We start from the raw sequence: 20,956 nt of genomic DNA, 5'->3' as shown, positions 1-20,956 counted from the left end.
CGAACCCCTTCAGAGTGGCCCGGTCAGCCGGACAACCCCACCACCAGCCAGATGAAACCCACTCCCGCGACCGTGCACAACAGGGTCGAGCGGGCGGGGTGTTCGTGGTGGGCCTCGGGGAGGATCTCGGCCGCCGCGAGGTAGAGGAGCGCGCCGCCGAAGAGGCCGAGATAGCCGCCGAGCAGGCCCTCCGGGATGGTCACGAACGACGTCGAGGCGGCACCCACCACCGGGGCCGCCGCGTCCGCGAACAGCATCGTCAGCGCTTTGCGGCGGTCGTTCCCGTACAGGCTCGTGATCGTGTACGTGTTGAAGCCGTCCGCGAAGTCGTGGGCCACGACCGCGAGTGCGACCGCCGTGCCCATGCCGCCGCCCACCTGGAAGGCCGCGCCGATGGCCACGCCGTCCATGGCGCTGTGGCCGACCATCGCGGCCGCTGCCGTGAGGCCGACCTCGGGGACCCGGCCGTCGTGCTCCTCGCCGCCGTGCGCGGCCTGGCGGGCGGCCAGCAGGCGTTCCACCAGATGGGCCAGCAGGAATCCGGCCACGAACAGGAGCAGGGCCGCGGGCACGCCGAAGACCTCGTCGCCGGCCGCGTGCAGTGCCTCCGGCAGCAGGTCCAGGCCGACCACGCCGAGCATCAGCCCGCCGGCCAGGCCGAGGACCAGATGACGGCGGTCGGTCACCCGCTGTGCCGTCCAGCCGCCGGCCAGCGTCATCAGGAACGCGCCGAGCGCGACGAAGACCGCCATAGGGACTTGGTATCCGATCGACCCCCGTTCGCGCACATCCGGCCACCGCGCCGACCGCAGCCCTAAGACCTTTTCCATACCTTTTGTGACGAGAGGACCGATTTCCATGGCCGATGCCCCCACCGGCAAGGTGACCTTCGTCGGTGCCGGCCCCGGCGCCGCCGATCTGCTGACGTTCCGGGCCGCGCGCGCCATCGCCGAGGCCGACGTCGTGATCTGGGCCGCGAGCCTGGTGCAGGCGGAGGTCCTCGAGCACGCGCGGAAGGACGCGGAGATCCTCGACTCAGCGACCATGTCGCTGGAAGACGTGGTCGCCGTGTACGAGCGGGCCCGCGAGGAGGGTCTCAAGGTCGCCCGGATCCACTCCGGCGACCCCGCCCTGTGGGGTGGCACGCAGGAGCAGCTCGACCGGTGCGCGCGGCTCGGCATCGCGACCGAGGTCGTGCCCGGGGTCTCCGCCTTCTCCGCGGTGGCCGCGCTCGCGCAGCGTGAACTGACCATCCCCGAGGTCGCGCAGTCCGTGGTGCTCACCCGGCTCGGCGGCGGCAAGACGCCGATGCCGCCCGGCGAGGAGGTGCGGGAGTTCGCCAAGCACGGCACCACCATGGCGATCTTCCTGTCCGCGGCCCGCAGTGGGCAGTTGGTGCGGGAGCTGCTGGAGGGCGGCTATCCGACCTCCACGCCGGTCGTCGTCGCCTACCAGGCGACCTGGCCCGAGGAGCTGGTCGTGCGGTGCACGATCGAGACGCTGGAGGAGACCGTCAAGGAACACAAACTGTGGAAGCACACGTTGTTCCTGGTCGGGCCCGCGCTGGACGCCGAGGGCACGCGGTCGCACCTCTACCACCCGGGCCACTTCCACGGGTACCGCAAGGCCGACCCGGAGGCCCGGCGGGCGCTGCGGGCGTCGCGGGGTGCCGGCACATGATCACGGTGGTGGGTACGGGGACGGGGGCGGCGCCTCCGGAGTGCCTGGCCGGGGCCGAGCTGGTCGTGGGCGGCCGGAGGCATCTGGACGCCGCGGCGGTCCCCGCGGACGCCGAGCGGGTCGTCCTCGGACCGCTGGCCCCGGCGCTGGACATCATCGAACGGCATCACGACAAGGGGAGCCGGGTCGTCGTGCTGGCCTCCGGTGACCCCGGGTTCTTCGGGATCGTGCGGGTGTTGGCCGAGCGGTTCGGGGCGGGCGCGTTGGACGTCCGTCCCGGTGTGTCCTCCGTGGCCGCCGCGTTTGCCCGGGTGGGGTTGCCGTGGGACGACGCGGTGGTGGTCAGTGCGCATGGGCGGGATCTGCGTGCGGCGGTGAATGTGTGCCGGGCGCATCCGAAGGTGGCGGTGCTTACCGGGCCCGGGGCCGGGCCTGCGGAGTTGGGAGCTGCGCTCGCGGCAGGGGGTGCCGAGAAAGGTTGTGGGGCGGGTGCGGCGCCGTTGGGGCTGGTCGCGCAGTTCCCCGCGCCCCTGGAGCGTGTTCTCGTGGTCGCCTCCGACTTGGGTACCGGCGATGAGCGTGTCGAGCGGGTCACCCCTGCCGAAGCCGCCGCCCGGGACTGGGGTTCCGGTGTGAGTGTCGTTCTCTGTCTCGACGAGTCTCGGGCTCTCGGCGGTGTGCGCACGGTTGCCGGACCTCCCGCCGCCCCCTCCCGATGGGCCCTGGAGGAAAGCGAGTTCGCGCACCGCGACTCGATGATCACCAAGTTCGAGGTGCGGGCGCTCGCGCTCGCGCGGCTCGGGCCGCGGCTCGGGGAACTGGTGTGGGACGTCGGTGCCGGGTCCGGGTCCGTGGCCGTGGAGTGTGCGCGGCTCGGCGCCGCCGTCGTCGCCGTCGAGAAGGCCGACGACGGGATCGAGCGGATCCGCGCCAACGCGGCCGCACACGGAGTCGACGTACAGGTCGTCCACGGGGCGGCGCCGGACGCTCTCACCGCACTGGACGATCCCGACGCGGTCTTCGTCGGTGGCGGCGGACGCGAGCTGCCCGAGATCGTCGCCGCCTGTGCCCGCCGGGCCCGGCGGAGCGTCGTCGTCGCCATGGCCGCGCTGGACCGGGTGCCGGCCGTCCGCGCGGCCCTCACCGACGCCGGGCTGGACTGCGACGGCGTACTGCTCCAGTCGTCCCGGCTGGCGCCGCTGCCCGGGGACGTGACCCGGCTCGCGGCGACCAATCCGGTTTTCCTGCTGTGGGGCGTCAGAAACCCCGTGTATCGAGAGGGAGTTGCTCAGTGATCGGCCTTATTTCCGCCACCGCGGCGGGGGCGGCGGCACGCGACCGGCTGGCCGCGGCATGGCCGGACCGCACGCGCGTGTACGACGGACCCGTGGGGGACGCCGTGCGGCGGGCGTTCGCGGAGTGCGAGCAGCTCGTGTGCTTCCTGGCCACGGGGGCGGTCGTCCGCCTGATCGCGCCGCTGCTGGGCGACAAGGCGTCCGACCCGGGTGTGGTGTGTGTCGACGAGGGCGGCCGGTTCGCCGTGTCCCTGGTCGGCGGCCACGGCGGCGGTGCCAACGAACTCGCCCGCGAAGTCGGGGAGTTGCTCGGCGCCGAGCCCGTGGTGACGACGGCCACCGACGCGGTGGGGGTGCCGGGGCTCGACACGCTCGGGCTGCCGGTGGAGGGCGCGGTGGCGGCCGTGTCGCGGGCGCTCCTGGACGGTGAACCGGTCGCCCTGCGCAACGAGTCGGGCTGGCCCCTGCCGCCGCTGCCGGTCGCCGGCGAGGGCGCGTACGGCATCCGTGTCACGGACCGGCTCGTCGAGCCCTCCGAGCGGGAGGTCGTGCTGCGCCCGCCCACGCTCGTGGTCGGCGTCGGCGCCTCCAAGGGGGCGCCCGCCGAAGAAGTCCTGGAGTTGATCGAGGAGGCGTTGCGCGAGGCCGGGCTGTCCTCCAGGTCGCTCGCCCAGCTCGCCACCGTGGACGCCAAGGCCGAGGAGCCGGGGATCCTGGCGGCGGCCGAGCGGCTCGGCGTGGCCCTGGTCACCCACACCGCGGAGGAATTGGCCGCGGTCGAGGTCCCCAACCCGTCGGACGCGCCCCTCGCCTCCGTGGGCACCCCGTCCGTCGCCGAGGCCGCCGCTCTGATCGGCGGCGGTGAACTCCTCGTCCCCAAGCGGAAATCGGCCGCGACGCCCGCCATGGCGACCTGCGCTGTCGTACGGCGTCCCGCGCGCGGCCGGCTCGCGGTCGTCGGACTCGGTCCAGGAGCCCGGGACCTGCTCACGCCCCGCGCGAAGGCGGAGTTGCAGCGGGCTTCGGTGCTGGTCGGGCTCGATCAGTACGTCGACCAGATCCGGGATCTGCTGCGGCCCGGGACCCGGGTGCTGGAGTCGGGCCTGGGAGCCGAGGAGGAGCGGGCACGCACGGCCGTCGAGGAGGCCCGCAAGGGCCAGGCCGTCGCGCTGATCGGCAGCGGGGACGCCGGCGTGTACGCCATGGCCTCGCCCGCGCTCGCCGAGGCCTCCGACGACATCGACGTGATCGGCGTCCCCGGGGTGACCGCGGCGCTCGCGGCGGCCGCGATCCTCGGGGCCCCGCTGGGTCACGACCATGTGTCCATCAGCCTGTCCGACCTGCACACCCCGTGGGAGGTCATCGAGCGGCGGGTGCGCGCGGCCGCCGAGGCGGACATCGTGGTCACCTTCTACAACCCCCGTTCCCGGGGCCGGGACTGGCAGCTGCCCAAGGCGCTCGCGATCCTCGCCGAGCACCGGGAGCCGGCCACGCCGGTCGGTGTCGTACGCAACGCCTCGCGGCCTGACGAGTCCGGTCGGCTGACGACACTGGCCGCTCTCGACCCGGCGACGGTCGACATGATGACGGTCGTGACCGTCGGCAACACGGCGACCCGTGACATCGCGGGGCGCATGGTGACGCCGCGCGGCTACCGCTGGCAGGAGGGCGCCAAGTGAACCGTGTCGTCCACCCGATCGAGGTGGAGTCCTACCGGAGGCTGCGCGCCCGCCTGGACACCTCGCACTTCCCGCCGCTGACCCGGGCGGTGGTGGAGCGGATCATCCACTCCGCCGCCGATCTGGAGTACGCCACCGATCTCGTCATGGACGAGGGCGAGTTGGAGAAGGCGCACGCCGCGCTGCACGCCGGCGCGCCGGTCGTCACCGACGTGGAGATGGTCGCGGCGGGCATCACCCGGCGGGAGACCGTCTGCCGGCTGAAGGACGCCGAGTCGGGGCCCGGGCTGACCCGTTCGGCCCACGCGATCCGCCTCGCCCACGAGCAGGTCGGCCCGGGGGCGATCTGGGTGATAGGCAACGCCCCCACCGCGCTGGAGGAGCTGCTGACCCTGGACGCGGCCCCGGCACTCGTCATCGGGCTGCCCGTCGGTTTCGTCGGGGCTGTCGAGTCCAAGGCCGCGTTGCGCGAGAGTGGGCTGCCCGCCGTCAGCAACGTGTCCGAGAAGGGCGGTTCGGCGGTGGCCTCGGCCGCGCTCAACGCCCTGCTGTACCACCCTGTTGTCCACAAGACCGAGGAGACATCGTGACCACCCCGCCGCCCGCCCTGCTCATCGCCGGTCATGGCACCCGGGACGAGGCCGGAGCCGAGGCTTTCCGTGACTTCGTCCGGGAACTGGGGGCTCGCCGTCCCGAACTGCCCGTCGCGGGCGGCTTCATCGAGCTGTCCCCGCCTCCGTTGGGCGACGCGGTGGCCGAGCTGGTGGAACGCGGTGTCCGCCGGTTCGCCGCCGTGCCGCTGATGCTGGTGTCCGCCGGACACGCCAAGGGCGACATCCCGGCGGCGCTGTCCCGTGAGAAGGAGCGGCACCCGGGGATCTCGTACACCTACGGGCGCCCGCTGGGCCCGCACCCGGCGCTGCTGAACGTCCTGGAGCGGCGCCTCGACGAGGCGCTCGGCGCCACCGGCGGGCGCGCCCCGGCGGACCGGGCGGACGTGACCGTGCTGCTCGTCGGGCGGGGTTCCACGGACCCCGACGCCAACGCCGAGGTGTACAAGGCGGCCCGGCTGCTGTGGGAGGGGCGCGGGTACGCGGGCGTGGAGACGGCGTTCGTGTCGCTGGCCGCGCCGGATGTGCCGAGCGGACTCGACCGGTGTGTGGCGCTGGGCGCGCGCAGGATCGTCGTACTCCCCTACTTCCTGTTCACCGGCATCCTGCCCGACCGGGTGCGGCACCAGACCGAGGGCTGGGCGGCCGCGCATCCGGCGGTCGAGGTGCGTTCGGCGGAGGTCATCGGTCCGGAGCCGGAGCTGCTCGACCTGGTGATGGAGCGGTACGAGGAGGCCGTCAAGGGCGATCTGCGGATGAACTGCGACTCGTGCGTGTACCGCATCGCGCTGCCGGGCTTCGAGGACAAGGTGGGCCTGCCGCAGCAGCCGCACTTCCACCCGGACGACGACGGCCACCATCACCACGACGGCCACCACCACGGAACCCACACCCATGCGCACTGACCGGGCCGGGGGCCACGATCTGCGGCACCACGGCGACGCCGAGGTGCGGGACGACGGGGCGCGGCTCACCGACCTCGCCGTCAACGTCCGCGCGGACACTCCCCCGGCCTGGCTGCGGGAGCGGATCGCAGACTCGCTGACCGGGCTCGCCGCCTACCCCGACGGACGGCGGGCGCGGGCGGCGGTGGCGGCCCGGCACCAGGTGCCCGTGGAACGGGTGCTGCTGACGGCGGGGGCCGCCGAGGCGTTCGTGCTCCTCGCGCGGGCTCTGACGGTTCGTCACGCGGTGGTGGTGCACCCGCAGTTCACCGAGCCGGAGGCGGCGCTGCGGGATGCCGGGCACGAGGTCCACCGGGTGCTGCTGCGGGAGGAGGACGGCTTCCGGCTCGATCCGGCGGCCGTCCCCGAGGACGCCGACCTGGTGGTCGTGGGAAACCCGACCAACCCCACCTCGGTCCTGCACCCGGCGGCCACGATCGCCGAACTGGCACGTCCCGGGCGGACGTTGGTGGTGGACGAGGCGTTCCTGGACGCGGTGCCGGGTGAGCGCGAGGCCCTGGCCGGGCGGACGGACGTGCCCGGACTCGTCGTCCTGCGCAGTCTGACGAAGACGTGGGGCCTGGCCGGTCTCCGGATCGGCTACGTCCTCGCCGCCCCGGAGACGATCGCCGCACTGGAACGCGCCCAGCCCCTGTGGCCGGTGTCCACGCCCGCCCTCGCCGCCGCCGTGGCGTGCATGGAGCCGCGGGCCGTGGCGGAGGCCGCCCACGCGGCCCACCGCGTCTCCACCGACCGAGCTCATCTTGTCGCCGGGCTGCGGGAGTTCGCCCCGGACGGCCTCCGGGTTGTCGAACCGGCCAAGGGCCCCTTCGTCCTCGTACGCCTGCCGAAGGCGGCCGCCGTACGACGGCATCTGCGGGACCTGGGCTTCGCGGTACGGCGCGGGGACACCTTCCCGGGGCTCGGCGAGGAGTGGCTGCGGCTCGCGGTGCGGGACCGGGCGACGGTCAACTCCCTTCTCCAGGCCCTGGATCAGGCCGTGACGCTGGCCCAGCACTGACGCGGGTGCCGTCAGGGAAGCGGATCTCGACAGTGCCGTCGGCGGTGGGCGTGGCGTCCGCGCCGGTGACCGGCACGTCGATGCCGAGGGCCACGAGGGTGACCAGGAGCGGCCCGGTGCCTTCGAGGACGGGGGTGGCCGAGTACCGCCCGCAGGCGTTGGTGTCCTCGGCCGCCACGACCGTCCCGGCGCCCTCGCCCCAGCCGTACAGGCCGACGATCGCGCTCGTCAGCCCGTCCGCCGCCCGGCGGGCCCGCGCCCAGCCCGGCCCGCACTCGGCGACGGGCGGCTCGGTGGCGTCGGCGAGAGCCCAACCTCCTTCTCTTACCTGGCCCCGGTGTGCCTCGTCGATGCGGTGCACGCGGACCTCCCACGGCCCGTGGACCACGCTCACCGTCTCCACGCGGTGGCCGAGCGCGCGATGCCAGGAGGCGGCCCTGTCGCCTTCGCAGGCCAGCGGATGGATACGGCCGCGGGAGGACGGGGTGCCGTCGGGGGCGAGCAGGGCGAGGTGGTTGTCGGGGCCGAGGGGGGTCTCGGGGGCGGTGACGGTGGAGTAGGCGAGCTTGGCGTAGTGGGGGCTGTCGGCGTCGGTCGCGGGTGGGGGCGGGAGGCGGTCGGTGCCGTGGTTGACGAGGCGGACGATGCCGTCGGAGGCGGTCGAGTGGAGCAGCCAGCCGGGGGCGGGGAGGGCGAGGACGGTGTCGGTGGTGTCGACGGGGCCGGGTTCCTCGGGGGCCGTCCACACGGGGTGGTCGGCCGGCAGCAGCAGGCCGAGGAACGCCTTGCTCGCCCAGTACGGGGAGGCGGGGCCCGAGTAGCGCTGGAGCACTCCCTCGAACGGCCGGTACCAGCCGAGCGAGAGCAGGCCGCGTTCGTCGGGGACGCCCCGCTCGGTGAAGTGCCTCAGGATGCCGGAGGCCAGGCGGCGGGTGCGGCCGGGCGGCAGCGGGGTGGCGTCGGCGAGGGCTCCCGCCCAGAGCGGGGCGGCGGCCGCGAACCGGTAGGTGAGGGAGCGGCCCTGGTGGACGGGGGCGCCGTCGGAGCCGAAGAAGTACTGGTGGACGCCGAGGAACTCGCGCAGCCGGTCGCGGTGGCGGGCCACGGTCTCCGGGTCGGCGCGCGGTCCCGCGATCCGGGCCCACAGCACCGGGTACAGGTGCAGCGCCCAGGCGTTGTAGTAGTCGAACTTCTTCCCTTCCCCGTCGGTGTACCAGCCCCCGCCCCGGTACCAGTCGTCCAGTCGGGCGAGACCCGCGTCGATCTCCGCCCGGCTGTGCGGGGCCCCCACGGAGGCCAGGAACTCCTCCGTGATCACCTGGAACAGCCGCCAGTTGGAGTCGTTGGCCGTCGCCCCGACGAAGGCGCCGAGCCACTCGACCACCCGGCCCCGCACACCGTCGTCGAGCCGGTCCCACAGCCAGGGCCGGGTCTCGTGCAGCGCGAGGGCGATCGAGGCCGCCTCCACCATCGGCTGGGCGCGGTCGGTGATCGGGGGCCAGTGCTCGGGGTGGTGCGGATCGGTACCGGCGGCGAGCCCGGCGGCGTACCGCTCGACGAGCGCGGGGCCGACCCGCCCCGCCGACCCGGCGATCCGGAAGGCGGCGAGCAGGAAGGACCGCGCGAACCCTTCGAGGCCGTCGGACCAGGCCCCGGAGTGACTGGGCGGGCCGGGCAGCCGGTACTGGGCGAAGCCGGGGGTGGCGTAGGGCAGCAGCCCGTCGAGGAGGCGGTCGGCGACGGCTTCCCAGTGGGCGCGGGTCCAGCCGGTGACCGGCGAGCGCAGGGGGTCGGTGGGCGGCAGGTCGAGGTGGTGCGTCGGGTCGTCGGGGAGCGACACATGCGGCGCGGTCATACGGGGGTGAGTCCTCCGTCGGTGGGTGGGGCGACGCTTCGGCGTACGACGATGTGTGTGCCCAGCAGATGGTGGCTTCCGGCGGCGTGTTCGGGGTCGCGCAGGGCGATGCGTACGGCGGCGCGGCCGAGTTCCTCGGCGGGTGTACGGACCGTCGTCAGCGGGGGGTTGAAGTCCTCGGCGAGCGGGATGTCGTTGTAGCCGACGACGGAGATGTCCGCCGGTACGGCGAGCCCCGCGTCGGCGATGGCGCGCAACGCCCCCGCGGCGACCATGTCGTCCCCGGCGACCACGGCCGTGAACTCCCTGGTCTCCTTGAGCAGTTCGCCCATGGCCCGCAGTCCCGCCGCCCGCCCAAGCCCGCAGTCGACGACTCGTGCGGCCTCGGACGGCAGTCCGTGCTCGGCGAGCGCGGCCCGGTATCCCGCGACGCGCGCATCAAGGGCTGTGTTGCCCGGCAGCCCCCCGAGAAAGACGATCCGCCGGTGCCCCGCGGACAGCAGGTGCCCGGTGATCGCCCGGGCCCCCGCCTCGTTGTCGAACTCGACGACCAGCGCCGGGATGTCGGGATCCGGGGCGGGACGGCCGCACAGCACGAGCCGGGCCCCGGAGGAGTCGAGGGCCTGCGCGTAGTGGGCCACGCGGGAGCGGTACGCCTCGTCCTCGACGACCCCGCCGACGAGGATCACCAGCCGGGCCCCCTCCTCCCGCATCAGCTGCACGAACTCCATCTCCCGCTGCGGGTCCCCGCCGGTCGCCCCGACCACGCACAGCCACCCGCGGTCGGCGGCCTCGGCCTCCACCCCCTCGGCGACCTGCGCGTAGAAGGGGCTGGTGACCTGCCGGACGACGACGGCGGCCATCTTGCGGCCGCCGCCGACCAGCGCCCGGGCGTGCGCGTTGGCGACGTAGTCGAGATCGCGGGCGGCACGCAGGACACGGGCCCGGGTCGCGGCCGGTACCGGGTGGTTGCCGCTGAGCGCGCGCGAGGCCGTCGCCATCGACACCCCCGCCCGCTCGGCGACCTCACGGATCGTGACCCGCCGCCTGGACCCCGTGTCCGTCATGTCGTTCTCCATCCCCCGCGTCTCCTGTTCCACCGGCGGCGCCTCATGTGTTGGCCGCGTAGTCCTTCGCGAACTCCCCGGCCATTCTGTCGCCGCCCCGGTCCCGCCACTTCTTGACCACCGCGTCCCACTCCGACAGCGGCAGCCGTCCGGCCACGATCCCGGTGACGGCGTCGTCGAGCATCGCCTTGAGCGTGGTGCCCTGGGCGTTCTTGGTGCGGGACTGCAGGCCGTTGGAGGCGTTGCGGATGGCGTGCGGCACGACCTTTCGCTGCCAGGAGTGCAGGGCCCGTACGGCGTCCGGCATGCCCGGCACGAACAGCACCTGCGGGCCCTCGGCGAGGTACTTCAGCGGCAGGTTGGTGTTGTTCTCGACCTCGCCGAGCTCGGTGGGCTCGGGTGAGCCGTCCTTGCCGCGGGTGAAGTGGGTGCCCTCGACGCCGTAGTGGACGAGCTCCCACTCCTGGCTGCCGAAGGGGGCGGCGAGGTAGTCGAGGATGCGCAGGAGGAGTTCGACGCGCTCCTTCTTGGCCTTCTTCAGGACGGTGTAGCCGAAGGAGCGGCGGGCGGCGACGATTCCTCCGCTCTCGCCGTCCACGCTGTACGGGAGAGCTGCGGCCGGGGTCAACTTGCCCTGCGACTCACGGTACTTGGGCAGGTAGGCGCCGAAGCCGTCCTGCATGGAGCCGACGGTGCCGTTGTAGTAGAGGGTGGTCAGGTCGATCTGGGAGACGGACGTCGAGTCGGGGTAGTAGGAGCCGTTCTTGCGGAGTTCGGCCTGAAAGGCGATGGCCGCCTTGTAGCGTTCGTCGGCCGCGCAGTGGTGGAAGGTGCCGTCCTTGGTGACGGCCCACTCGTTGGGCGCGTTGTGGGCGGCGGCGTGCACGGCGTTGCCGAACAGGGAGCCGTTGGCGGCCCCGAGCGCGTAGGTACGGCCGCTGGTGGCCCGCTGTGCGACGGCGGCGAAGTCCTCCGAGGTCCAGCCCTCCTTCATGCCGGCATCGGTGAACAGGCCCTGGTTGAGCCAGAGGGTGGAGCCGGGCAGCGGGCGCTCCAGCGGGATGCCGTAGAGGCGGCCGCCGATGCGGCCCATGTCCTGCCAGGCGTGGGTGGGGATCCCTGCCAGGTTCGGGTATGCGCTGATCGCCTCGCCGGAGAGGTACGGCGTGAGGTCCTCGGCCCGTCGCTGCACGAACTCCGCCTCGCGAGGCAGGACGAACCCGGAGAACAGGTTGATGATGTCGGGCAGGGTGTCGGGGTCGGCCGCCATGACGGTGGCCATCTTCTTCTGGTAGTCGGCCTGGGAGACGATCGTGTACTCGATCTTCACGCCCAGCGCCTTCTCGACCGCCGCCCAGAACCGGTTCGCCGAGGCCGGCTTGGGCGGGGTGCCGAAGGACACCGACATGACCTTGACGGTCGAGCCGTCGCCGGGCGTGCGGGAGACGGACCTGACCAGGTCGGCGGGGTAGGACGTGTATCCGGCCTGGACGCCCGCCTCGGTGGGGGCGAGGTCCGGCTTGGGCCCGCTCGCCGCCTTGTACGCGGGCCAGGGAGCCAGCTTCTTGCCCGCGTTGGAGACGTCGCTGTCGCCGGATCCGGTGGAGCAGGCGGTCAGCGCTCCGGGGACGGAGAGCGCCGCCGCGGACAGCAGCAGGGTGCGTCGGGACAGGCTGGGCATGGGTGAATCACCTCGTGTCGGCTTGTGTCAGCTCGGGTCAGCTCTTGATGGCGCCGGTGAGCACGCCCTTGGTGAAGTACTTCTGCAGGAAGGGGTAGATCAGCAGGATCGGCACGGTGGCGATCACGAGGACCGCCATCTGCACGGTCTGCGGGGCGGTGACGGTGCCCTCGCCGGTGGTGGCGTCGGTGAGCCCGGAACCGGCCACCACGTAGGTGCGCAGCACCTGTTGGAGGGGCCAGTGGTCGCTCTCCAGGTAGAGCGAGGCGTAGAACCAGGAGTTCCAGTAGGCCACCGCGTAGAAGAGCCCCACGACGGCCAACGCCGCCTTGGACAGCGGCAGTACGACGGAGACCAGCACCCGCCAGTCCCCCGCCCCGTCGAGGCGCGCGGCCTCGTACAGCTCGTCGGGGATGCCCTGGAAGAACCCGCGCAGGACGACCAGGTTGAAGACGTTCACCAGCACGGGCAGCACCAGCGAGGCGTAACTGTCCAGCAGGCCCAGCTCCTTGACCAGCAGGAAGCTCGGGATCATGCCGGGCGGGAAGAGGAAGGTGAACAGGACCAGCAGGAGCACCGGCCGGCCTCCGAAGACGCCGGGGCGGGCGAGGGCGTAGGCGAGGGTGACCGTGCACAGGAGGCTCAGCAGGGTGCCCACGACCGTGACGCCGACGCTGACGCCGAGGGCGTGGGTGACGATGCCGCCGTCGAGGATGTCGCGGTAGGCCTTCAACGACGGATGGGTCGGCCACAGCACCCAGCCCCCGTTGTCGACGACCTCCTCGGTGGAGGCGAGCGAGGTCGACACGATGACGAGGAACGGCACGCAGACCAGCAGGACGACCACGGCGAGGGCGAGCGCCTTGCCGGCCTGGGTCACCGGCTTCGGTTTCTCCATCCATCCCGGACGGGTCTGGGCACTCACTTGTAGACCCCCTGTTCGCCGAGGCGGTGGGCGACCTTGTTGGCCGCGTAGACGAGGAGGGCGCCGACGACACCCTTGAACAGGCCCGCGGCGGCGGCGAATCCGTAGTCGCCGCCGACGATGCCCTGGTAGTAGACGAAGGTGTCGATGATCTCGGAGGCCTCGGGGCCGACCGCGTCGCGCTGGAGCAGCATCTGCTCGAAGCCGACGGAGAGGATGTCACCGAGCCGCATGATGAGCAGCAGCACGATCACCGGGCGGATGGCCGGCAGGGTGACGTGCCAGAAGCGCCGCCAGGGGCCCGCCCCGTCGATCGCGGCGGCCTCGTACTGCTGCTCGTCGACCTGGGCGAGGGCGGCGAGGAAGATGATCGTGCCCCAGCCGGCGTCCTTCCAGATGACCTGGGCGACGACGAGCGGCTTGAAGGCCTCGGGGTTTCCGATGATGTCGACGCTGTGCAACCCCATACCGTCCAGGCCCGAGTTGAGCAGTCCGGTGTCGCCGAGCAGCTGCTGGAAGAGGGCGACGACGATCACCCACGAGATGAAGTGCGGGAGATAGGCGACCGACTGGACGAACCGGCGGACGCTGCTCCAGGTGAGGCTGTGCAGCAGCAGGGCGAGGCCGAGCGGGACCGGGAAGTAGAAGACGAGCTGGAGGACGGCGATCCAGACGGTGTTGAGCACCGCGTCCCAGAACGCGGTGTCCTCGAACATCCGCCGGAAGTTGCCGAGCCCGGTCCAGGGGCTGCCCCACAGACCGTCGAAGGGGACGTACTCCTTGAACGCGATGACGTTGCCGACCAGCGCGCCGTAGTGGAAGAGCAGGAAGTAGGCGAGGCCGGGCAGCATCAGCAGGAACAGGGTCCTGCTCTGGAAGCGTTTTCGTCGGACGACTGCCAAGACTCTCCCTCTTCCTGGTGGATCAGACCGAAGAGGAAGTTAAAGCGTTTTCATAGAAGGGTCAACACTTCTGACAAAGGTGGTGAGTTGAGGCAGGTCAGAGAGGTGCGCTGACGCGTGTCTGTGAATGAAAACGCTCTCACAGCTCCGGGACGGGCGTGGACCGGCGGGCCAGAAGGACGCTCGCGGTGATCACCCATACGCCCGCGAGCGCGAAGGCGAAGAAGCCGACCCAGGGGATGAAGACCAGGACACCGAGGACGAGCGCGGCCCAGGTCAGCCATCGGGGTACGGGCGAACCGGTGGCGCCGACCGTGGCCAGGCCGGTGGCCAGCAGCATCAGGCCCATCCCGGCGACGAACGGGATGAAGAAGTCCTCGTTGAGCACGTTGAGCGCCTGGAGCGCCTGAGGGGAGGCCGAGGACTTGTCCGAGAGATCCAGCAGGGCCAGGGTGATCGCCGCGCCCACCAGGAAGCCCGCGGCGAGCAGAACGCCACCCGCGAGCACCACGCGGTGCAGCCACTCGCCGGGCTGGACGTCCCGGACCGCGCGGGCCAGGCAGGCGGCGAAGAAGACGAACAGCACCGCGGCGATGACCAGCAGATACAGGCTCACTCCGGTCTGCGCGCGATGGTCGTCGTAGTACGACCTGACCTCGCGGCCGGGGGCGCCGGTCCCCGGAGTGTCGCCCAGCAGGAGGAAGGCGGCGACCGTCAGCGCCACGGCCACGACTCCGGTGAGCGGTGCTGTGCGCATGGGGACCTCCTCGCCCCCCGGGCAGGGCCGCCCCTTGTTTCCCACGGTGGCAGAGATACGGCCGCTGCGCCATCCGGGTGAGCGCGGGTCAGCGCCGGCGCGGACCGCCGGCGAGGACTACGTCGAGGCCCAGGGCTGCGACCCGGTGTCACGTTCCCCGACAGGTCAAGCGCGTCCGCCTTCACACGCTGCGCCTACTCCGCCACCCGGCCGTTCAGCACGACCTGGAGCGGGTTCGCCAGCACGCGTACGTCCGTGCGCGGGTCCTGTTCGTACACCACCAGGTCCGCGGCGGCGCCCTCCTCCAGGCCCGGCCGCCCCAGCCACTTCCGGGCGCCCCACGTGGTCGCCGACAGTGCGTTCAGCGGGGGAATTCCGGCCGTCACCAGTTCGGCGACCTCCGCCGCCACCAGGCCGTGCGGGAGGGTGCCGCCCGCGTCCGTGCCGACGTAGACCGGGATGCCGGCGTCGTAGGCGCTGCGGACGGTGTCGTAGCGGCGGTCGTGGAGTCGGCGCATGTGGGCCGACCAGCGGGGGAACCGGGACTCGCCGCCGTCCGCCAGCTTCGGGAAGGTCGCGATGTTGACCAGGGTCGGGACGATCGCGACGCCCCGCTCGACGAAGAGGGGGATCAGCTCCTCTGTGAGGCCGGTGGCGTGTTCGACGCAGTCGATGCCCGCCTCGACCAGGTCCTTCAAGGAGTTCTCGGCGAAGCAGTGCGCGGTGACGCGGGCGCCGAGGCGGTGGGCCTCCGCGATGGCCGCCTCGACCGCCTCCCGCGGCCAGCTGGGGGCCAGGTCGCCCACCTCGCGGTCGATCCAGTCGCCGACCAGCTTGACCCAGCCGTCACCCCGGCGGGCCTCCTGGGTGACGTAGGCGACGAGGTGCTCGGGCTCGATCTCCCAGGCGTAGTTCCTGATGTAGCGGCGGGTGCGGGCGATGTGCCGGCCGGCCCTGATGATCTTCGGAAGGTCCTCGCGGTCGTCCACCCAGCGGGTGTCGGAGGGCGATCCGGCATCGCGGATCAGCAGGGTGCCGGCCTCCCGGTCGGCCAGGGCCTGCTTCTCGGCCACGTCCTGGTCGACCGGGCCGTGCGCGCCCAGGCCCACATGGCAGTGCGCGTCCACCAGACCGGGCAGCGCCCAGCCCGACACCGTCCGGATGTCACGGGCGGCGACGGGACGGTCGTAGGAGATCCGCCCGTCGACCACCCACAGCTCGTCCCGGACGTCCTCGGGGCCGACCAGGATCCGGCCCTTCACGTGCAGCACCGCGCGATCGTTCATGGACCGCACCCTAGTCAGCCGGGCGTCACTGTTCCCAGGGGCGGTGGCCCCTCGAAGGCGAGCTGGTGGACGTCGAAGAGGACCGCCGCCTCGACACGGAGGGCGGGACCGCCGTGTCGGGCACCCAGATCAGTTCGCCGGTGACGTCCACGCCGCGCGTGGGGCGGTCGGCGCCGGCGACAGCCACGAAGCGGACACCGCCCCAGGGTTCGAGGTCCTCGTCGGTGAGTTCGGGGAAGATCCAGCGGTTGCCGGCGTCGCGTGCCACGTCGAGCACGGTGGTCGGCCTGGTCGGGGCACCCCGGCCACCATGCGCACGGCGTGCGCCCCTGTCACCGCGGCCTCTGGCCGGTGCCGCCGGATCGCCCGCACGATGTCGCGGCACGGGGCCGGGCCCTCCTCGATCATCCCGCCGTGGTGGTCGAGGAACTCCACCGTGTCCACGACCACTGCACGCGCGCCCGCCCGATCCGGGGGCACTCCGCCGATGCCCGCCTCGCCGCGAGGCCGGCAGAGAGGCGACCTGCCCGCCCCGGATCGTCCAGCGGGCCGTCTCGGACACCGCCGCGTACTCGATGTGTACGTCCCCTGTCAGGCGCCCTTTCCGGCGCTCTTTCCGGCGTCCTCTCCCCCGTCGCGCTCCTCCACGTCGGCCATCGCCGGGTCGAGGAGCCGGGAGAGGAAGTGGCGGGTGCGCTCATGGCTCGGATCGCCGATGACCTGGGCCGGGGTGCCGTCCTCGACGATCACCCCGGCGTCCATGAAGACGACCCGGTCGGCGACCTCGCGGGCGAAGGTCATCTCATGGGTGACGACCATCATCGTCATGCCCTCCTGGGCCAGCATCCGCATGACCGCGAGCACATCGCCCACCAGCTCCGGGTCGAGGGCCGAGGTCGGCTCGTCGAAGAGCATCACCTCGGGGCCCATGGACAGGGACCGGGCGATCGCGACGCGCTGCTGCTGTCCGCCGGAGAGGGAGGCGGGATAGGCGTCGGCCTTCTCGGCGAGGCCCACCCGCTCCAGGTTCTCGGCGGCCACCTTCGCGGCCTCCGCCTTGCCCCGCCTGAGGACCCTGCGCTGCGGCAGCGTGAGGTTCTCGGTCACCGTGAGGTGCGGGAACAGGTTGAACTGCTGGAAGACCATGCCGATACGGCGGCGTACGGCGTCGATGTCGACGTCGGGGTCGGTGAGTTCGGTGCCGCCGACGAAGACCTGCCCCTTGGTCGGCTCCTCCAGGAGGTTCACACAGCGCAGCAGCGTGGACTTGCCCGAGCCCGAGGGGCCGATCACACAGACGACCTCGCCCTGGCCGATCCTGAGGTCGATGCCCTTGAGGACCTCGTTGGTGCCGAACGACTTGTGCAGACCGCGTACTTCGATCTCCGGCCGGCTGGCCTCAACACTCATTTCACGGCCTCCTGGGCCTTGGCCTCCATACGGCGGACCACGAACCCGAGCGGGATCGTCACCAGCAGATAGCACAGGCCGGCGACGAGGATCGGCGTGGAGTTGGCCGTCGTACTGGCCAGGTCGCGGCCGTACTTGGACAGTTCGCGCTCCTCCAGGGTGACGCCGAGGAACAGCACCAGGGAGGAGTCCTTGAAGAGCAGGACGAGTTCGTTGGTCAGCGGCGGGAGGATGATCCGGAACGCCTGCGGGATGATGATCGAGACCATCGCGCGGGCCGGTGAGAAGCCCAGCGAACGGGCCGCCTCCATCTGCCCCTTGGGCACCGCCTGGATGCCCGCGCGGATCGTCTCCGCCATGTAGGCCGCCGCGACCAGGCCGAGCGCGAGGGCGACCTTGCCGTAGGTGCCGCCGATGATCTCCGTGCCGGGGAAGGCGAGCGGTACGGCCACGCCGATGAAGATGAAGATCAGCAGGGCGGGCAGGCCGCGGAAGATCTCGATGTAGACGCCGGCGAACCAGCGGTACGGACCCACCGAGGACAGCCGCATGAGCGCTATGACCATGCCGAGGACGAGCCCGACGACGAATCCGGACAGCGTGTAGAGCACGGTGTTCTTCAGCGCCAGCGTGATGACGTCGGGGAACATCTGGTCGGCGATGTCCGCCTGCGCGAACTGGTTCTTCAGTCGCCCCCAGTCCGCCGAGACCGCGAAGGCGATCACGGCGGCGAGGAAGACGGCGTACTGGATGCCTCGGGACAGGCTGCGCTTCTGACGTCGGGTCAGGCCCTTTTTGCGGGGCTGGAGTTGCGTGCCCGCCGCGGTCATGAGGCGGAGGGAGAGGCGACCGACGCCTCGTACGGGCCGATCCACTTCTCGTAGAGCTTCTTGTAGGTGCCGTCGGCCTTGGCGTCCGCGAGCGCCTTGTTGATCGCGGCCCGCAGCTTGGTGTTGCCCTTCTTCACCGTGAAGCCGTACTGCTCACCGGTGTTGATGTTGTCGGCGACCTGGAACGCGTCGGAGTTGGCCTTGTCCTTGAGCCAGCCCTGGACGACCGGGTAGTCGATGACGACGGCCTTGACCTGGCCGGAGCGCAGGCCGTTGAGGACGGCGTCGGAGGACTCGAAGGAGACCGGGTCGAAGCCCTGCGCCCTGACGTAGTCCTCGCCCGTGGTCTGGGCCTGGGCGCCGAGCTTCACCTTCTTCGCCTTGGCGTCGGCGAGCGAGGAGATCCCGCTGCCCTTGGCGACCAGGAGGGCCTGGGTGGCGTCGAAGTACGGGTCCGAGAAGTCGACGTTCTTCTTGCGCTCGTCGGTGATGGTCATGCCGGCCGCGGCCAGGTCGCACTGGCCGGAGTTGAGGAAGGCGCCGGTCTTGAAGTTCTCGAAGGGGGTGTCGATGATCTTCTGCTTCACACCCAGGTCCTTGGCGACCAGGTCGATGAGCGAGACGTCGAAGCCCTGGTACTTACCGTCGATCTCCGACTGGAACGGCGGGTACGGCAGGTGGGTGCAGGTGGTGAGCTGTCCGCCCTTGACCAGTTCGACCCCGCCCGCGGCGGTCTTCGAACCGCTGCCGCCGTCGTCGCTTGAGGTGCAGGCAGCGACGAGCAGGAGCCCGGCCGTCGCGGTGGTGGCGGCCAGGACGCGGGTCCGGCGCCCGGAGAGGGTGTTCACGGGAGGCCTCCTGTGAGGGAACTATGGGTTCCGATTATAAGGAAAGGTTTGAGTCTCTCAAACCAAACCGATGGCAGCGAGGCCGTTCAGCCTAAGAAGTCGCCGGTCGTAGGGGGTTGATCGGGAACGGTTACGCTCGTTCACGTCTACCCCAGAGAGCGAAGAGAGCACCGTCGTGACGCACCCCTTCCTGGACCTGGCACCGCTCGGCGCGGCGCAGTTCGCCTCGATCGAGGACCGTGTGGCGCGGCTGCTGCGCACCGAGCAGGACGTCGTGATCATGCAGGGCGAGGCGCTGCTGCCGCTGGAGGGGGCGATCCGGGGGACCGCGGGTCCGGGCACGACCGCGCTGAACGTCATCACCGGTCCGTACGGGCAGACCTTCGGGAACTGGCTGCGGGACTGCGGTGCGACGGTGATCGACCTGGCGGTGCCGTTCCACACGGCGGTGACGGCCGAGCGGATCGCGGCGGCGTTCGAGGAGCACCCGGCGATCGACTTCGTGTCGCTGGTGCACGCGGAGGCGGCGACCGGCAACACGAACCCGGTCGCGGGGATCGGGGAGGTCGTGCGGCGGCACGGCGCCCTCCTCTACCTGGACGCGGTCGCCTCCGTGGGGGCCGAGCCGGTGCTGCCGGACGCGTGGGGTGTGGACCTGTGTGTGATCGGGGCGCAGAAGGCGATGGGCGGGCCCGCAGGTGTGTCGGCGGTGTCGGTGAGTGAGCGGGCGTGGGCGCGGATGGCGGCGAACCCGCAGGCCCCGCGCCGGTCGTACCTCTCCCTGCTCGACTGGAAGGAGCGCTGGATCGACGGCGGCCGCAAGGTCCTGCTGCACGCTCCCGCGCAGTTGGAGATGCTGGCCCTGGAGGCGTGCGTCGAGCGGATCGAGGCGGACGGCCTCGATGCGGTGATGGGCAGGCACCGGGCCGCGGCGGCGGCGACCCGGGCGGGGGCGCGGGCCCTGGGCGGGGGCCTGGAGCCGTATGTGCACGCCGACCACGAGGCCGCTCCGGTGGCCACGACGCTGCGTTCGCCGTCCGGCGTGGCGGCGTCGGAACTCGTCGCCCGGGCCCTGTCCTCCGACCCCGTGCTGCCGCTGGCCGCGGGCGGGGGCGCGCCGGCCGAGGAGATGATCCGGGTCAACCACTACGGGGTGGACGCGACGCGGGGGGCCGTGCGGGCGAGCCTGGCGGCGCTGGGGGCCGCGCTGGGCGAGAGGGGGCTCGCAGTGGACGTGGCGGGGGCGCTGCGGGCGGCCGAGGAGGCGTTCAACCGGACAATGAATGCGCGCGGTACCGGTGCATAATTCATGAAGTAATTCCGGGGTTTATCTGAGAATAGCTTCCCGTATTCTTCTGCCCGCTTTCTCTCGGGCTAAACGCAAAGATTCTGCGAACGCGAACCGGTCGAATTCGGGGAGATCTCGTGGCGGTTACATGCTTGTGACGCGTTACACATGGTGATCAATTTGCCCCTTATCTGTTGGATGTAATCAGACATAACAGTCACTTCTTGCGCGTCGGCGCGCGCCCGCGTGATAACACACGAAGCGCCCGTACGTAACCCCACTCGGCGATGCAATTTTGAATTTCCCTCGGTAAATTCAATTCGCATGACTGCCGCACAAGCAGACCTGCAAATCGACCGGCCGACGGTCGCGGACGGAGCCGCGCTGTGGCGGATCGCCCGCGACTCGGAGGTCCTCGACCTGAACTCGTCGTACAGCTATCTGCTGTGGTGCCGCGACTTCGCCGCCACGTCGGCGGTGGCACGGAACGAGCAAGGGGAGCCGATCGGCTTCGTCACCGGGTACGTCCGCCCGGACCGACCTGGCACCCTCCTCGTCTGGCAGGTGGCGGTGGACTCGGCGTACCGCGGCCGCGGGCTCGCCGCCGCCCTGCTCGACGGACTGACCGCGCGGCTGGCCGCCGAACGCGGGCCGGCCACCGTCGAGACCACGATCACGCCGGGCAACACCGCCTCCGAGCGGCTGTTCACGGCGTTCGCCGAACGCCATGGCGCCCGCCTGGAGCGCGAGGTGCTGTTCGACACGAGCCTGTTCCCCGACGGGCCGCACGACCCCGAAGTGCTCTACCGGATCGGACCCCTCTCCCCCGGTTCCGCCACTCCCTCCGCCTGACCCCCCACGCACCCGAGGAGCGATT

At 71.7% G+C, this 20,956-nt stretch carries 20 protein-coding genes; 8 read left to right on the top strand and 12 right to left on the bottom strand.

The window, feature by feature from the left end; translation table 11 throughout:
• Positions 1 to 23 precede the first annotated feature (23 nt).
• Entirely contained in the window at positions 24 to 752 is a 729-nt protein-coding gene (locus ABZT93_RS26825) for a ZIP family metal transporter (RefSeq protein WP_356109230.1), read from the bottom strand.
• Between the two features lie 106 nt (positions 753 to 858).
• On the opposite strand from ABZT93_RS26825, the gene cobM reads away from it, so the two are divergent.
• The 6 genes from cobM to cobC are packed head-to-tail and all read left to right on the top strand — an operon-like array spanning position 859 to position 7,230.
• Positions 859 to 1,680, top strand: a complete 822-nt coding sequence (cobM, locus tag ABZT93_RS26820; RefSeq protein ID WP_356109228.1) for a precorrin-4 C(11)-methyltransferase — start codon at positions 859 to 861, stop codon at positions 1,678 to 1,680.
• Entirely contained in the window at positions 1,677 to 2,975 is a 1,299-nt protein-coding gene (cbiE, locus tag ABZT93_RS26815; protein WP_356109225.1) for a precorrin-6y C5,15-methyltransferase (decarboxylating) subunit CbiE, read from the top strand. The genes cobM and cbiE overlap by 4 nt, the downstream gene beginning before the upstream one ends.
• Positions 2,972 to 4,654, top strand: a complete 1,683-nt coding sequence (gene cobJ / locus ABZT93_RS26810) for a precorrin-3B C(17)-methyltransferase (RefSeq protein ID WP_356109223.1) — start codon at positions 2,972 to 2,974, stop codon at positions 4,652 to 4,654. The genes cbiE and cobJ overlap by 4 nt, the downstream gene beginning before the upstream one ends.
• Positions 4,651 to 5,244: a precorrin-8X methylmutase gene (locus ABZT93_RS26805; RefSeq protein ID WP_356109221.1), complete on the top strand. Its 594-nt coding sequence runs from the start codon at positions 4,651 to 4,653 to the stop codon at positions 5,242 to 5,244. The genes cobJ and ABZT93_RS26805 overlap by 4 nt, the downstream gene beginning before the upstream one ends.
• Positions 5,241 to 6,170: a sirohydrochlorin chelatase gene (locus tag ABZT93_RS26800; protein ID WP_356109218.1), complete on the top strand. Its 930-nt coding sequence runs from the start codon at positions 5,241 to 5,243 to the stop codon at positions 6,168 to 6,170. Before ABZT93_RS26805 ends, ABZT93_RS26800 begins: the two co-directional genes overlap by 4 nt.
• Positions 6,160 to 7,230 (top strand): Rv2231c family pyridoxal phosphate-dependent protein CobC, encoded by a 1,071-nt coding sequence (gene cobC, locus ABZT93_RS26795; protein WP_356109215.1) that lies wholly within the window; start codon positions 6,160 to 6,162, stop codon positions 7,228 to 7,230. Before ABZT93_RS26800 ends, cobC begins: the two co-directional genes overlap by 11 nt.
• On the opposite strand, the gene ABZT93_RS26790 is transcribed toward cobC, so the two are convergent.
• The 11 genes from ABZT93_RS26790 to ABZT93_RS26740 form a co-directional block, all read right to left on the bottom strand.
• Positions 7,178 to 9,085, bottom strand: a complete 1,908-nt coding sequence (locus ABZT93_RS26790) for a DUF2264 domain-containing protein (protein ID WP_356109212.1) — start codon at positions 9,083 to 9,085, stop codon at positions 7,178 to 7,180. The genes cobC and ABZT93_RS26790 overlap by 53 nt on opposite strands.
• The gene (locus tag ABZT93_RS26785; RefSeq protein WP_356109209.1) at positions 9,082 to 10,152 is read right to left on the bottom strand and encodes a LacI family DNA-binding transcriptional regulator; all 1,071 of its coding nucleotides are present in this window, start codon (positions 10,150 to 10,152) and stop codon (positions 9,082 to 9,084) included. Before ABZT93_RS26785 ends, ABZT93_RS26790 begins: the two co-directional genes overlap by 4 nt.
• A 43-nt stretch (positions 10,153 to 10,195) precedes the next feature.
• Complete coding sequence (locus ABZT93_RS26780) at positions 10,196 to 11,833, bottom strand: extracellular solute-binding protein (protein WP_356109206.1); 1,638 nt, start codon at positions 11,831 to 11,833, stop codon at positions 10,196 to 10,198.
• 37 nt (positions 11,834 to 11,870) lie between these two features.
• A complete protein-coding gene (locus ABZT93_RS26775) occupies positions 11,871 to 12,758 on the bottom strand; it encodes a carbohydrate ABC transporter permease (protein ID WP_356109203.1) in 888 nt (295 codons plus the stop codon).
• Positions 12,755 to 13,609 carry an ABC transporter permease subunit gene (locus tag ABZT93_RS26770; RefSeq protein ID WP_356109253.1) on the bottom strand — a complete coding sequence of 285 codons (855 nt, stop codon included), beginning with the start codon at positions 13,607 to 13,609 and terminating at the stop codon, positions 12,755 to 12,757. Before ABZT93_RS26770 ends, ABZT93_RS26775 begins: the two co-directional genes overlap by 4 nt.
• 190 nt (positions 13,610 to 13,799) lie before the next feature.
• A complete protein-coding gene (locus ABZT93_RS26765; RefSeq protein ID WP_356109200.1) occupies positions 13,800 to 14,417 on the bottom strand; it encodes a hypothetical protein in 618 nt (205 codons plus the stop codon).
• 194 nt (positions 14,418 to 14,611) lie between these two features.
• Entirely contained in the window at positions 14,612 to 15,703 is a 1,092-nt protein-coding gene (locus tag ABZT93_RS26760; RefSeq protein WP_356109197.1) for an amidohydrolase family protein, read from the bottom strand.
• A gap of 25 nt (positions 15,704 to 15,728) precedes the next feature.
• Positions 15,729 to 15,971, bottom strand: a complete 243-nt coding sequence (locus ABZT93_RS26755; protein ID WP_356109195.1) for a hypothetical protein — start codon at positions 15,969 to 15,971, stop codon at positions 15,729 to 15,731.
• 323 nt (positions 15,972 to 16,294) lie between these two features.
• Positions 16,295 to 17,113 carry an amino acid ABC transporter ATP-binding protein gene (locus ABZT93_RS26750; protein WP_356109192.1) on the bottom strand — a complete coding sequence of 273 codons (819 nt, stop codon included), beginning with the start codon at positions 17,111 to 17,113 and terminating at the stop codon, positions 16,295 to 16,297.
• Positions 17,110 to 17,943, bottom strand: a complete 834-nt coding sequence (locus ABZT93_RS26745; RefSeq protein WP_356109190.1) for an amino acid ABC transporter permease — start codon at positions 17,941 to 17,943, stop codon at positions 17,110 to 17,112. Before ABZT93_RS26745 ends, ABZT93_RS26750 begins: the two co-directional genes overlap by 4 nt.
• On the bottom strand, positions 17,940 to 18,791 hold the full coding sequence (locus ABZT93_RS26740) for a transporter substrate-binding domain-containing protein (protein ID WP_356109187.1): 852 nt from the start codon (positions 18,789 to 18,791) through the stop codon (positions 17,940 to 17,942). Before ABZT93_RS26740 ends, ABZT93_RS26745 begins: the two co-directional genes overlap by 4 nt.
• A 175-nt stretch (positions 18,792 to 18,966) precedes the next feature.
• Between ABZT93_RS26740 and ABZT93_RS26735 the strand changes: the two genes are divergently transcribed.
• The gene (locus ABZT93_RS26735; protein WP_356109184.1) at positions 18,967 to 20,097 is read left to right on the top strand and encodes an aminotransferase class V-fold PLP-dependent enzyme; all 1,131 of its coding nucleotides are present in this window, start codon (positions 18,967 to 18,969) and stop codon (positions 20,095 to 20,097) included.
• A 306-nt stretch (positions 20,098 to 20,403) separates the two neighbouring features.
• Entirely contained in the window at positions 20,404 to 20,931 is a 528-nt protein-coding gene (ectA, locus tag ABZT93_RS26730; protein WP_356109181.1) for a diaminobutyrate acetyltransferase, read from the top strand.
• Positions 20,932 to 20,956 lie beyond the last annotated feature (25 nt).

Source organism: Streptomyces sp. NPDC005303, assembly GCF_040607335.1.
Classification (GTDB): Bacteria; Actinomycetota; Actinomycetes; order Streptomycetales; family Streptomycetaceae; genus Streptomyces.
Note: the sequence above shows the minus strand (reverse complement) of the source record. Positions and strands in the feature narration are given on the sequence as shown.